Origin of the sequence: Streptomyces sp., assembly GCF_036524955.1 — a bacterium.
Classification (GTDB): Bacteria; Actinomycetota; Actinomycetes; order Streptomycetales; family Streptomycetaceae; genus Actinacidiphila.
This window is the reverse complement of record NZ_DATDBG010000014.1, coordinates 1-11,589: the sequence shown is the minus strand read 5'-3', so window position 1 is coordinate 11,589 and position 11,589 is coordinate 1. Positions and strand designations below refer to the sequence as shown.

Annotated in this window: 10 protein-coding genes, 1 rRNA gene and 1 pseudogene; 1 reads left to right on the top strand and 11 read right to left on the bottom strand. The window is 71.3% G+C overall.

What is annotated here, in order from left to right; all coding sequences use genetic code 11:
* The 9 genes from VIW71_RS01265 to VIW71_RS01225 form a co-directional block, all read right to left on the bottom strand.
* Positions 1 to 104 (bottom strand): 16S ribosomal RNA (locus VIW71_RS01265); the annotation flags it as partial.
* 502 nt (positions 105 to 606) lie between these two features.
* A complete protein-coding gene (locus VIW71_RS01260) occupies positions 607 to 1,233 on the bottom strand; it encodes a hypothetical protein (RefSeq protein WP_331619918.1) in 627 nt (208 codons plus the stop codon).
* Between the two features lie 78 nt (positions 1,234 to 1,311).
* Positions 1,312 to 2,763 (bottom strand): adenosylhomocysteinase, encoded by a 1,452-nt coding sequence (gene ahcY, locus VIW71_RS01255; RefSeq protein WP_331619917.1) that lies wholly within the window; start codon positions 2,761 to 2,763, stop codon positions 1,312 to 1,314.
* Positions 2,764 to 3,016: 253 nt separating this feature from the next.
* Positions 3,017 to 3,976 (bottom strand): cation diffusion facilitator family transporter, encoded by a 960-nt coding sequence (locus tag VIW71_RS01250; RefSeq protein ID WP_331619915.1) that lies wholly within the window; start codon positions 3,974 to 3,976, stop codon positions 3,017 to 3,019.
* 104 nt (positions 3,977 to 4,080) lie between these two features.
* Positions 4,081 to 5,298, bottom strand: coding sequence for a mannose-6-phosphate isomerase, class I (gene manA / locus VIW71_RS01245; RefSeq protein ID WP_331619914.1), 1,218 nt, complete (start codon positions 5,296 to 5,298; stop codon positions 4,081 to 4,083).
* A gap of 5 nt (positions 5,299 to 5,303) precedes the next feature.
* Complete coding sequence (locus tag VIW71_RS01240; protein WP_331619913.1) at positions 5,304 to 6,452, bottom strand: SIS domain-containing protein; 1,149 nt, start codon at positions 6,450 to 6,452, stop codon at positions 5,304 to 5,306.
* 144 nt (positions 6,453 to 6,596) lie between these two features.
* A complete protein-coding gene (locus tag VIW71_RS01235) occupies positions 6,597 to 6,773 on the bottom strand; it encodes a Trm112 family protein (RefSeq protein ID WP_331619912.1) in 177 nt (58 codons plus the stop codon).
* 135 nt (positions 6,774 to 6,908) lie between these two features.
* The gene (locus VIW71_RS01230; protein ID WP_331619910.1) at positions 6,909 to 8,267 is read right to left on the bottom strand and encodes a phosphomannomutase/phosphoglucomutase; all 1,359 of its coding nucleotides are present in this window, start codon (positions 8,265 to 8,267) and stop codon (positions 6,909 to 6,911) included.
* 133 nt (positions 8,268 to 8,400) lie between these two features.
* On the bottom strand, positions 8,401 to 8,817 hold the full coding sequence (locus tag VIW71_RS01225; protein ID WP_331619909.1) for a DUF3499 domain-containing protein: 417 nt from the start codon (positions 8,815 to 8,817) through the stop codon (positions 8,401 to 8,403).
* Positions 8,818 to 9,112: 295 nt separating this feature from the next.
* Here VIW71_RS01225 and VIW71_RS01220 point away from each other — a divergent pair, with 295 nt between their 5' ends.
* Positions 9,113 to 9,556 (top strand): metallopeptidase family protein, encoded by a 444-nt coding sequence (locus VIW71_RS01220; protein ID WP_331619908.1) that lies wholly within the window; start codon positions 9,113 to 9,115, stop codon positions 9,554 to 9,556.
* Positions 9,557 to 9,620: 64 nt separating this feature from the next.
* On the opposite strand, the gene VIW71_RS01215 is transcribed toward VIW71_RS01220, so the two are convergent.
* The gene (locus tag VIW71_RS01215) at positions 9,621 to 11,099 is read right to left on the bottom strand and encodes a DUF5719 family protein (RefSeq protein ID WP_331619907.1); all 1,479 of its coding nucleotides are present in this window, start codon (positions 11,097 to 11,099) and stop codon (positions 9,621 to 9,623) included.
* Positions 11,096 to 11,589 (bottom strand): annotated as a pseudogene (locus VIW71_RS01210) (hypothetical protein); the annotation flags it as partial. The gene VIW71_RS01215 and the pseudogene VIW71_RS01210, both read right to left, overlap by 4 nt.

Sequence of the window (11,589 nt, the reverse complement as noted above, 5' to 3'; positions counted from 1 at the left end):
ACCCGTTCGCCACTGATCCACCCCGAAAGGCTTCACCGTTCGACTTGCATGTGTTAAGCACGCCGCCAGCGTTCGTCCTGAGCCAGGATCAAACTCTCCGTGAATGCTCACCGGTCAATCCGGCTCACACACAAAGAGCGGCACCACGAGGAGGAATAATCCCCGGGTGCACAGCGTCCTCGCTGTGTCTGTCTTACTTCAAAGGAACCTCACCCCGGACACACAGGCCCGGGACAGGGTATCAACATATCTGGCGTTGACTTTTGGCACGCTGTTGAGTTCTCAAGGAACGGAAGCTGCCATCGGTAACCGTCTCCGGTTTCTCTCCGGGCTTTCCCTTCGTTGTGTTTCCAACCTTAGCAGAAGCTATTCGGTCGGAATAACCACTCCGCATTTCAGAGACACGAAACACCGCCCTGAGATTTCTCTCGGTTTGGTCGATGGTGTTCTCGATATGCGACGTGGCCGTCCACGCTAGTCGTTCACGTCCGGACCTGTCCAGCTCGTGACAACCGTTCTAAGCTACCTCCCCGATCGACCTGTGTCAACAGGTCTCCTGGGGCGAAGTGAAGAGTAGCAGGCGACCGGCGGATGACGCACATCCGGTCAGGCGTGTGCGTCCGGGAACGTGGAGGGTGGTGTATCCAGGTCCTCCAGCTCCATGCCTGGTGCCGAGAGGACGACATCGCCGGCGATGTGGACGTCGTGTTGCTCGCCGGTGGCGAGGTCGGCAACCCGGTAGTTATCCACAGGCAGCAATCCGCTGTCCGTGGAGTGTGCTGTCCTTGTGATCAAGGACCACGACTGGTCGACGGTGAGCGGTGCGAGCACGGGGGGCTGGAATGAGACGAGACGTACGCGGGTGGCCGGGGAGCCTGGCTCGAGGCGGAGCAGCCGCGCGGTGGCGATCAAAAAGGCGGGCGAGGCGCCGGTGAAGGCGTGGGCGGGGGCGTTGCCTTCCTGAGCGTGCTCGCCGGTGGGGTCGGTACGGACCCAGGTGACGCCGTCGAGGGCGGCCGCGCGCACTTGCCAGGTCGCCGCGTGCAGCTCCAGGCGGATGGGACGGCCCAGGTCGTCGATGGTGAGGTCGATCGAGCCCGCGTGATCGCCACTGGGGGTGGTGTTCTGAGCGGTGTAGCGCCAGCCGGAGGGGCCGGTGGCGCAGTGGAAGTGTTCGGTACCGAGGGGGGTGTGGTCATGGGTGTCGTGGAACGAGTAGCGACCGCGGGGCATCGTGTGGTTCCAGGGTTCGGCGAGGCCCCCGCCTCGCGAGCGAGACGGGGGCCGACGCGCGGTGGTGTGTTACGCGGATCAGTAGCGGTAGTGGTCCGGCTTGTACGGGCCCTCCGCCTTCACGCCGATGTACGCCGCCTGATCCGGCCGCAGCGTGGTGAGCTTCACGCCCAGCGCGTCCAGGTGGAGACGCGCGACTTTCTCGTCCAGGTACTTGGGGAGCACGTAGACGCCGATCGGGTACTCCTCGGGCTTGGTGAAGAGTTCGATCTGGGCGAGGGTCTGGTCGGTGAAGGAGTTGGACATCACGAAGGACGGGTGGCCGGTCGCGTTGCCGAGGTTGAGCAGGCGGCCCTCGGAGAGCACGATCAGGGACTTGCCGTCGGGGAAGGTCCAGGTGTGGACCTGAGGCTTGACCTCGTCCTTGACGATGCCGGGGATCTTGGCGAGGCCGGCCATGTCGATCTCGTTGTCGAAGTGGCCGATGTTGCCGACGATCGCCTGGTGCTTCATCCGGGCCATGTCGGAGGCCATGATGATGTCGCGGTTTCCGGTGCAGGTGACGAAGATGTCTGCGGTCTCCACGACGTCGTCGAGGGTGACGACCTGGTAGCCGTCCATCGCGGCCTGCAGCGCGCAGATCGGGTCGATCTCGGTGATGACGACGCGGGCGCCCTGACCGCGCAGGGACTCGGCGCAGCCCTTGCCCACGTCGCCGTAACCGCAGACGACAGCGACCTTGCCGCCGATCAGAACGTCGGTGGCCCGGTTGATGCCGTCGATGAGGGAGTGCCGGCAGCCGTACTTGTTGTCGAACTTCGACTTGGTCACCGCGTCGTTGACGTTGATCGCAGGGAACAGCAGGGTGCCTTCCTGCTGCATCTCGTAGAGGCGGTGGACGCCGGTGGTGGTCTCCTCGGTGACGCCGCGGATCTCGGAGGAGAGCTGGGTCCACTTCTGCGGGCTCTCGCCGAGGGCCCGCCCGAGCAGCCGGAGGATGTGGCCGTATTCCTCGCTGTCGGCAGTGGACGGGTCCGGTACAGCTCCGGCCTTCTCGAACTCGACGCCCTTGTGGACCAGGAGGGTCGCGTCGCCGCCGTCGTCCAGGATCATGTTGGGGCCGCCGGTGGGGGTGTTCGGCCAGGTCAGGGCCTGTTCCGTGCACCACCAGTACTCTTCGAGCGTTTCACCCTTCCAGGCGAAGACGGGGATGCCCCTGGGGTCTTCCGGGGTGCCGTCGGGGCCGACGGCGACGGCTGCGGCGGCGTGGTCCTGGGTGGAGAAGATGTTGCAGGAGGCCCAGCGGACCTGTGCGCCGAGGGCGACCAGGGTCTCGATGAGGACGGCGGTCTGCACGGTCATGTGCAGGGAGCCGGTGACCCGGGCGCCGGCCAAGGGCTGGCTGGCGCCGTACTCCTTGCGGAGGGACATCAGACCGGGCATCTCGTGCTCGGCGAGGCTGATCTCCTTGCGGCCGAACGCGGCAAGGGAAAGGTCCGCGACCTTGAAGTCGGTGGCGGTAGTGGTCATGCGTGCTGCTCCTCGCGATTGAGGTCGAGGTGGACAGGGATACAGCGCGGCCGGGGGACGGCTTGGGGTGTGACGTCGTGCGGACACACCCGTCCCCTTGCGGCAGCGCAATCCGTCGGAGGCCCTCTCTCCCTCGGTCGGTCACCGTGGGGCGACCGCCCGACCGCCATCAGCAGCGACGTCTGGCTAAAGACGAATCTACACCGGGCGGCGGATCAACCCCAGTGCGTCTCTCGGACTCGGTGCGCCGCGGTCAGCGACCGCCGGGGGTCTGGGCGGGGTCGGGGCCCGCCGCGGCGGCGGCCTCGCTGTAGATGTCGGGTTCGAGGTAGATGACGCGGGCGAAGGGTTCTGCGGCCCGGACGCGTTGCTCGGCGGCGTCGATGGCGCGGGCGACCTCGGTTGCGGTGTCGTCGTGCTGGACGGCGACCTTGGCCGCGACCAGGAGTTCCTCGGGGCCGAGGTGGAGGGTGCGCATGTGGATGACGTCGGTGACGGTGGAGCCGTCGACGATGGCGGCCCGGATCCGGGCGAGGGATTCGGGTCCCGCGCCCTCGCCGATCAGCAGCGACTTGGTCTCGGCGGCCAGGACGAGGGCAATGATGATCAGGAGGGTGCCGATGCACAGGGTGCCGATGCCGTCCCAGACGCCGTTGTCGGTGGCCAGGGCGACACTGACACCGGCCAGGGCGAGGATGAGGCCGATGAGCGCGCCCAGGTCCTCCAGCAGGACGACGGGGAGTTCGGGCGCCTTGGCCCGGCGGACGAACTCGGTCCACGACAGCGAACCGCGGCTGTGGTTGGACTCCTTGATGGCGGTACGGAAGGAGAAGCCTTCGGCGACGATGGCGAAGACGAGGACGCCGACGGGCCAGTACCAGTGGTCGATGGCGTGCGGGTGGCGGATCTTCTCGTAACCCTCGTAGAGAGCGAACATGCCGCCGACGGAGAACAGGACGATCGAGACGAGGAAGGCGTAGATGTACCGTTCCCTGCCGTAGCCGAAGGGGTGTTCGTCGGTGGCGGCCCGCTTGGCCTTCTTACCGCCGACGAGGAGCAGTGCCTGGTTGCCGGAGTCCGCGAGGGAGTGGACGCCCTCGGCGAGCATCGACGAGGAGCCGCTGAACGCGAAGGCCACGAACTTGGACGCGGCGATGGCGAGGTTGGCGCTCAGCGCCGCGATGATCGCCCTGGTTCCGCCTGACGCGCTCATAGGTGCTGGATGTCCCTTCCTTCGGCGCGGCCGACCCGGCTGGTGCCACGCTCACGGGCATTGCGGACGGACATTCTTGCAGCCGTCCCGAACGGGGGTGTGTGTCAGGCCGCCACGGTGGCCCGGAAGACCGTGCCGTCGCCGGAGAGTTGGGTGCGTTCGCCGGCCGGGATGTACGCGGACTCGCCGCGGGCCAGGGTGAGGTCGGCCGCTCCGGATTCGTCGGCGCCCGCCGGGCGGAGGTGGGCCTCGCCACTGGTGCAGAGCAGGATCTGCGGGGTGTCCTGGTCGAGGGTGCGGGGGCCGGAGCCGGCGGCGAGGACATAGCGGGAGAGGCGGAACTCGTCGATGGGGGCGGCGTACAGCTCCTCACCGCCGGAAGTGGCCTCGGGGCGGAGCACTCCGGGGTCGCCGGCCTCGAAGCGGACGATACGCAGGAGTTCGGGTACGTCGATGTGTTTGGGGGTGAGGCCGCAGCGCAGGACGTTGTCGGAGTTGGCCATGATCTCGACGCCGAGGCCGTCGAGGTAGGCATGGGGCACCCCGGCGCCGAGGTAGAGGGCCTCGCCGGGCTGGAGCCGTACGTAGTTGAGGAGCATCGCGGCGATGACGCCGCGGTCGCCGGGGAAGCTGTGGGCGGCCTTGGCGTAGGCGGCGTAGTCGGCGGCGTACGGAGTGTCGGGGGTCGCGGCGAGGCGGGCGGCGGCTTCGGTGGCAGCGTAGACGGTCTCGGCCATCGCCTCGGGGTCCGCGCTGAGCACGGCGGCGAGGACCTCGCGCAGGGCCCGGTCCTCGGGGTGGGCGCGGAGGATGTCGGCGTACGGGGCGAGGGCGCCGACGCCGAGTGCGTCGAGGAGCCCGGCGGCCTCGGTGGGCCGGCGGAAGCCGCACAGGCCGTCGAACGGGGACAGGGCCACGATCATCTCGGGCTTGTGGTTGGCGTCCTTGTAATTGCGGTGCGGGGCGTCCAGCGGGATGCCGCGGGCCTCTTCGTCGGCGAAGCCCGCCCGGGCCTGGGCGAGGTCGGGGTGGACCTGTACGGACAGGGGTGCGCCGGCGGCGAGCACCTTGAGGAGGAAGGGGAGCCGGGGACCGAAGCGCTTGACGGCGGCCTCGCCGAGCTCGGCGGCGGGGTCGGCGTCGATGACGGCGTCGAGGGCGACGGGGCCCGCGCCTCGGTCGATATGGGAGGGTGCGCCGGGGTGGGCGCCCATCCAGAGTTCGGCCTGGGGTTCGCCGGTCGGCAGGGTGCCGAGGAGTTCGGGAAGGGCGGTGGTCGAGCCCCAGGCGTAAGGGCGGACGGTGTTCAGGAGGCGGTTCATGCCGGTCATGGTCTCTCGGTTGAGGCGACGGCCAGGTAAGCGGCTGCGAAATCGGTGAGGGCGAGGAGTTCGGCGGCGGTGGTGAGCGGGGTGCCGGCGGCAGCTGAGATCTCGCTGAGCGGCGTGTCGTGGGCGTAGGCCTGTTCGCGGGCGGCGGGTGCGGCCGAGCCCGGCTGGTCAGGGGCCTCCTGGAAGAGCACGATGCGCAGCCGCATCGCCTGTTCGTCCTCGACTCGGTCGCGGAAGAAGTCTTCCGGGTCTGAGGCCAGGGCTTGGGAGCCGGCCTGGAGGGGGCCGTGGGCGATGAGCGCGGCGGGCAGTTCGGCGGTGAGCGCGGGACGCCCGACGCGGGTGGCGAGGACGGTCGCGAAGCGGCGGGCACCGGCCGCGGCGATCCGGCCCTGGCTCCACAGCAGGGGCAGGGAGCCGTCGAGTTCGGCGGCGAGCGTCTTGGCCGGGTTGGTGTAGGTGGCGATGGCGGGCCCGCAGCGGGCGGCGACGTCGTCGAGGGTGTCGGCGACGCCCTGCAGCGCGTCGGCGGGCGCACTGAGCAGGCCGAGGCGGTCACCGAGAGCGAGGAGGGGGGTGAGCAGGGCCCAGAAGGCGCCGGGATCGGCGGCGGGTGCCTCGGCCGTGAGGCCGATGCCGTTGGTCCCGTTGAGGCCGTTGGGAGCGGCGAAGGGCAGGGCCATGCCGCGTACCTGCTCGACGGCTTCGGCCAGTGGTGTCTTGGCCGGGGTCACGGCGACGGCGGTGCAGCCGCGGCGGTAGGCCTGTTCGACCAGGTCGTTGAGGCCCTGTTCGGTGCCGTCCCGGCTGAGCAGGAGGAGCAGGTCCAGAGGGCCCGACCAGCCGGGCAGGGACCAGCGGGACTGCTGCGGGGTGGGCCCGGCGGGGTGGAGGAGTTCGACCGGGCAGCCGCCGGCGCCCAGGGCGGCCAGCAGGTCGGCGACGGCCGCGGCCTCCGTACCGCTGCCCGCGACCAGTACGGCGCGGGGGCGGCCGTCCGGGCGCAGTCCGGTGACCCCGGCCTCCTCGGCGAGCCGCAACGCGGTGCGTACCCGGGCCCCGGCGGCGGCGACCTCGCGCAGCAGACCCTGCCTGTCGGCGCGGGCGAGCGCGTCGGGGTCCTCCAGCAGCGACTCGTCGAACAACACGACCTCCCGGTCGGATGCGGCCTGGTGGTGCTCAGGCGGGCGGTCAGTCGTCGTGGTCAGGTCTCGTGGACGTGCGGGCCGGGGGCGGCGCCGGTGACCGATGGCCGGTCGGTTGGCCGACCGTCCGGGGAGGGACCGGGCTCAGGGGCGGCGGGCCTCGTCGACAAGGAGGACGGGGATCTCGTCGCGTACCGGGTAGGCGAGGCCACAGGTGTCGGAGGTGCACACCAGTTCGTTCGCGTCGGCGTCCTCGCGCAGCGGTGTGTGGCAAGCCGGGCAGGCGAGGATCTCCAGCAGAGTGGGTTCGACGAGCGGCATGGGCGGTGACCTCCGGGACGGGTACGGTGTGGCGGCCGGGAGCCGGGAGCCGCCGGTGAGCGGACAGGGCGTGCGGTGAGCGGCCCGGCTGAACCAGTGGCTCGGCTCCGCGTGCCCTCAGCCTATCGCCGTGCCTCAGCCCCGCACGATCCCCAGCACCTCGTCCCGGAGCCGGGTGACGGTGGCCTGGTCGCGCGCCTCGACGTTCAGCCGCAGCAACGGCTCGGTGTTGGAGGCGCGCAGGTTGAACCACCAGTCGGCAGCGGTGACGGTGAGCCCGTCGAGCTCGTCGAAGCCGACGCCCTCCCGCCCGGCGAAGGCCGCCCGGACCGCGGCGACACGTTCCGCCTGGTCGGCGACGGTGCTGTTGATCTCGCCGGAGGCTGCGTACCGGTCGTAGCCGCCCACCAGCGCGGACAGCGGCCCGTCCTGAGTGCCGAGCGCGGCCAGCAGGTGCAGGGCCGCCAGCATGCCGGTGTCGGCGTTCCAGAAGTCGCGGAAGTAGTAGTGCGCGGAGTGCTCGCCGCCGAAGACCGCACCGGAGGCGGCCATCTCCTGCTTGATGAAGGAGTGGCCGACCCGGGTTCGCACCGCGGTGCCGCCGTGTTCGGCGACGACCTCGGGCACCGACCACGACGTGATCAGGTTGTGGATGATCACCGCGCCCGGGTGTTCGGCCAGTTCGCGGGCGGCGACCAGCCCGGTGACCGCGGAGGGGGAGACGGGTTCGCCGCGCTCGTCCACCGCGAAACAGCGGTCGGCGTCGCCGTCGAAGGCCAGGCCGATGTCGGCGCCGGTCTCGCGGACCTTCGCCTGGAGGTCCACCAGGTTCTTCGGGTCGAGGGGGTTGGCCTCGTGGTGGGGGAAGGTGCCGTCCAGTTCGAAGTACATCGGCACCAGGTCGACCGGGAGGCCGTCCAGAACGGTGGGCACGGTGTGCCCGCCCATCCCGTTGCCCGCGTCCACGACCACCTTCAGCCGCCGGATGGCGGTCAGGTCGACCAGGGACCGCAGGTAGCCGGCATAGTCGCCGAGCACGTCCCGCTCGCCGATCGTGCCCGGGGCGGCGCCCGAGTCGGGGATCGCGGTCTCCGACCACTTCTCGGCCAGCGCGCGGATGTCGGCGAGGCCGGTGTCCTGGCCGATGGGGGCGGCGCCCGCGCGGCACATCTTGATGCCGTTGTACCGCGCCGGGTTGTGGCTGGCTGTGAACATCGCGCCGGGCAGACCGAGCCGCCCGCTGGCGAAGTACAGCTCGTCGGTGGAGCACAAACCGATCAGCGTGACGTCCGCGCCCCGCGAGGCGGCGCCGCGGGCGAAGGCGCCGGTCAGGCCCGGCGAGGAGGGCCGCATGTCGTGGCCGACGACGATCGCGGCGGCCTCGGTCACCGTGGCGAACGCAGCGCCGAAGATCTCGGCGAGCGGCTCGTCCCACTGGTCGGGTACTACGCCGCGCACGTCATAGGCCTTGACGATCTGCGACAAGTCGGCCACTGAACACCTCTGCTGCACGTGATCGGTACGGGTTCGACACCCGGTGTGCACGAGATCGCGCACGCCCCGGGGCAACCGCGCACCGGGGTGGCGGGAGCCCTCCACAACCTACCCGAGCGGAAAGCGAGCGCCCCTACGACTCCGGCGACCGCAGCACCCGCAGATGCCCGCGCCGGGCGACCTCCAGCGGGTCGATGTCCCGCGTGCCGCGTCCCTGCCGGCGGTCCTGCGGGCGGGCCGCTTCCCGTACGGCGTTGGCCAGTGCTTCGAGGTCGTCGCCGCTCGGCAGCACCGGGCCGGTGTCCGTCGTGAGGCGTACGACCTCCCAGCCGCGCGGGGCGGTCAGGCGCTCGGAGTGCTCCGAGCACAGGTCGTAGCAGTGCGGTTCCGCGTAGGTGGCGAGGGGGCCGAGGACAGCGGTCGAGTCCGCGTAGACGTACGTCAGTGTCGCGACGGCGGGACGGCCGCAAGCGGTGCGCGAACAGCGACGTACAGGGCTCACGAGGTTGGACGGTACCGCACTCTTGAGCGGGCCGCGACGAATCTCCACCGGCTCACCCGCTCGTGTCGTACGCCGCCGGGCGGAACCGATCGCTCCGGCCCGGCGGGGCTGACCTGCGGGGACGGTGGGGGCCGCACAGGGGCTTACCGATGGTAAGGAGCTGGTCACGAGCGCCTGCGTCGACGGGTCCGGTCGACAGGTGGCGCATATCCGTCACTTCTGTGGCCTGATGCGATCCAAACTCCGGCGGGCGGCGCGGCCAAGGGGACCGGGTTCGTTCTTTCGGCGACAAGGGGAGGCGGTCCGGCTGTGGCGGCCTGTCCCGGGGACTAGGCTCACGCTGATGGACAGCTCGCCTCCGATCCCTCCCACCCCACGTCCGCGCCACCGCGACCGGCACGGACGCGGCATGCGCGGGCCCATCGCGCCCCCGCAGGTGCCGCTCGCGGTCAGCCGCGCGGACGCCTTCGACGACTTGGTGCGTGACGCCGCCGACCGGTTGGAACGGCGCTGGCCGCAGCTGGCCGACGTGGAGTTCGCCGTCCAGGAGGTGCCGTGGCCGCAGGACGGCCCGGCCAGGGACGGTGACGCGGTCCCGCTCGGCCGGCTGATCGCCGCCGGCCAGGGCCGCCCGAGCCGGATCGTGGTCTACCGGCGCCCGGTGGAGATCCGCGCCAAGAGCCGCGACGAGCGCGCGCTGCTGGTCCACGAGGTCGTGGTCGAGCAGGTCGCCGAACTGCTGGGCCTGTCCCCCGAGAACGTGGACCCGAAGTACGGCGAGGACTGAGGCCGCGCCGCGCCCCGCGGCGGCCCGGGGCAGGTAACTCCCCGGCCGCCCGCAGACAGCCCCCTCACCGGTTGAGGATTCGCAGATCCGCCTCCGCCTGCGGCACCGCCACCGTACCCCGGTCGTCCGGCATCGGCTGGATCGTGAAGAGCGGCACCCCGCCCTGCGGCAGCGACAGCGTCCGGGAGGCGTGGACAGGGCCGCCGGAGACCGGTTCCACGGTCACCGCGTACATCCCCTTGCCGCCGACCGGGCGGGGTGGGGCGACGGCCAGCGTCGTGCCCGCCTTGACGGTGACCGTTGCCGACGACGCGGTGCCGCCGGAGGAGCCCTCGGACGAGGTGATCTTCACCTGTGCGTCCTGTCCGGTGGCCGTCAGTGACAGTGTCGACGCCTTGACCCGGTTGTCGGCGACCGTCGCCCGCTCCTCGATCCGCGCGGTCGCGGGCAGGAACGCCATCTCCCGCTTCGCGCCCCTGCCCCGGGTGACGCGCACCGCGGCGACCACCGGCATCGGCGTATGCGCGTCGCTCGATCCGATGATCAGCGATCCCGGGTCGCCCTTGGTCAGGTCGCCCAGGTCCACCGCGGTCGTCATGCCGGCCTTGACGTGCAGCGTCTCGTGCCCGGCCGGGGTGATCGGCCCGGTCGAGGTGGCCAGTTTGAACGTCAGGTCGGCGTCGTCTGAGCCGGTCGCGTACGTGATCAGGCGCACGTCGGTGGCGTCGGCGGGGATACCGGGCAGGACCAGGCTGGTGGCCGGTTCGGCCGCGGGAGGCAGCCAGTCCGCGCCGGTCTTGGCGTCGGTGGCCTGGACCGCCGCGCCGACCCGGCCGTTGCGGGCCACGACGTGCACGGTGAGATCCGGTGCCTTGTCCCCGACGAGCGTGGAGAGCAGCACCGGTTCGGCGCTGCTGCCCGGCACCGTGACGCCGTCGCCGGTGGACACCTTGAGCTGGCCGTCCTTGCCGTACAGCTCGATGTCCACGACTGCGGGCGCCTCGTCCGGGTTGACCAGGTGCAGGTAGTCCTGGCGCCCGGTGCCGGTGCTCGCCCCGGGGAACCAGAACTCGCTGTCGGGGGTCACACACGAGGTGCCGAGCAGCCCGTGGCCGTTGCCGCTGTCCACCAGCGTGGTCTGCTGCACGGTCCAGCCCGGTGCCAGCGAACCGTCCGCGGTGCCGATCAGCGCGGGCGCGCCCGGCTTGTCCGTGGCGTACGTGACCGGTTTCCCGGCCGCCTTGAGCGGCGCGACCGGCTTGCCCTTCCCGTTGCCGGCCGGCTCGCCCTTCCCGGCGCCGGCCGGAACCAACCGCGCGGACCCGGTCCCGGCCGGGCCCTGCGGGGTGAACGAGGTGTACGTCGTGCTCGCGAACTCCGACGAAGAGGGCGCGGGACACAGCACGGTGCTGCGCTGCACCGGCAACCGCTTGGCCGCGCCAGCCGGGGCGGCGTCGGAGCCGCCCCCGGTCAGCGACGCGACGCCGGTCAGGACGACGAGGGCGGCGACGGCGGCGCCCAGGGAGATCATGTTGCGGTTCACCGGTAGTCGCTCCCGTCGCGGCGCTGGTCGCCTTCCGGGAAGTACGCGGCGGGGTCGGCGTACGCGCCCCGCTCGCCGTCAACCGGCCGGCCCTGCTCGTCGTACGTCTGCTGCGCCGCGTCGGCCCCGTCGCCGTACGCCGGCCCGCCGCCGTACGGCGCGTCGCTGTAGGTCTGGTCGTCGCCGTACGACGGGGCGCCGTGGCCGCCGGCCGCGTACGGGTCGTAGTCCGGCTGGGGCGGCACATAGCCGTAGCCGTCGCCGTAACCGGGGGTCTGCTGCTGCGCGTACGCGCCCGGGTCCGCGGGATACGACCCGCCGTCCCAGCCCGCCTCGCCGGGGGCGCCGGTGCCCGTGGCGTAGGCCGGGTCCCGGTAGGTGTAGCCGGCCGCCTCGGCGGAGGCGCCGGCCGGGACCGCGTACGGGTCGTACGCAGGGTCGTAGCCGGCCGGTTCGTACCGGCTGCCGTCCGAGGCGTCGCGCGCGTCCT